Source organism: Roseivivax isoporae LMG 25204, assembly GCF_000521865.1.
GTDB lineage: Bacteria > Pseudomonadota > Alphaproteobacteria > Rhodobacterales > Rhodobacteraceae > Roseivivax > Roseivivax isoporae.
The window spans coordinates 1-1,429 of the sequence record NZ_JAME01000115.1 but is presented as its reverse complement, the minus strand read 5'-3'; the positions used below and the strand labels follow the sequence as shown (position 1 = coordinate 1,429).

General features: G+C 62.5%; 1 protein-coding gene. It reads left to right on the top strand.

Annotated features, from left to right (window positions below; translation table 11 throughout):
• The first annotated feature begins 106 nt into the window (after positions 1 to 106).
• Positions 107 to 1,138: an IS110 family RNA-guided transposase gene (locus tag RISW2_RS22855; RefSeq protein WP_043775737.1), complete on the top strand. Its 1,032-nt coding sequence runs from the start codon at positions 107 to 109 to the stop codon at positions 1,136 to 1,138.
• Positions 1,139 to 1,429 lie beyond the last annotated feature (291 nt).

Here is a 1,429-nt window from a genome sequence, read left to right as displayed (position 1 = left end):
ATGAGATGCCGTAACGGGGCCTGCGTCGCGACCCGCCCGTTACCGTTGCAGAATCGAGGGCAAGCTGGCGCCATTCCCGTATCGGATCCACTGGGAGGGCTGCGAGATGAAGCTGTTTGTCGGACTGGATGTGTCACTGGAGATGACCGCGATCTGCGTGATCAGCGAGCATGGGAAGATCTTGAAGGAGGCGCAGGTGGCGAGCGAGCCGGAGTCGCTGTTGCGCTGGATCAACGATCAGGACGGCGCGATCGCAGCTGTCGGGCTGGAGGCCGGTCCCTTGTCGCAGTGGCTGCATCGCGGGTTATCAGAGGCAGGACAACCTGTCGTGCTGATGGAAACTCGGCAGGTCAAAGGAGCCCTGAAGGCCATGCCGATCAAGACGGACCGGCGTGATGCCGAAGGTATCGCGCGTCTGCTGCACCTCGGCTGGTTCCGGCCAGTTCACTGCAAATCGGTGTCTGCACAGGAGGTTCGCGCTGTGCTCAGCGCCCGTAAGGCTGTGCAACAAGGGTTCATCACACTGGAGATGTCACTGCGGGGGCTACTTCGGAACTTCGGCCTCAAGGTCGGCACCATTTCACGTGGCCGGTTCGAACAGCGTATCCGCGAACTGGCAGCAGGTAATCCGATGCTGGAAGCGGCAACCGAACCCATGCTCAGCGCGCGGTCGGCGCTGCGGCGAGAATTGGCGGGTCTTGAACGCCGTGTCCGGCAACTCGCGCAGGAAGATCCGGTCTGCCGCCGGTTGATGTCGATGCCCGGGATCGGCGCTGTCGTGGCCTTGACCTATCGATCTGCGGTCGATGATCCCGCCCGGTTCACTTCCTCGAAGAAGGTTGGGCCGTGGGTTGGCCTGACGCCGTCGCGAAACCAGTCGGGAGAGCGCGACATCTCGGGCGGGATTACCAAGGCAGGTGACGTCAACCTCCGCCGTGCCCTGTGCCAGGCGGCAACCGTGATGATGCATCGCGGGCGGGCGACATGGCTGCGAACATGGGCCGCGAAGATCGCGCGCCGACGTGGTGCCAAGCGCGCGATGGTTGCACTGGCCCGGCGCATCGCCGTGATCCTGCACCGCATGTGGAAGGATGACACCGAATTCCGCTTCGACATTCCGGTGCTTCATGCCGGCTGAAGATACGGTTTCCAGACTGCTGCCCGCCTAATCGCGGGCCTTCGAGGTCCCCACGGGACGCGGTTCCGGTGATGCCGTGCTCAGGACTGATGCCGATCGTATCGAGCACGCCAATGAGATGGGCACATCGGAATTGCATTGAACCAGCATCATGTTGGCGGCCACAGCGCTGACCACGGACCGAAGCATGCACCCGGGTCGATCTCAGACGAAGGCTGTCGAGAAGGTAGGCAGATCAAGTGTACAAGACACAAAACCGCAGTTTGGCGGCGCATCCCGCATGCGCAAAAC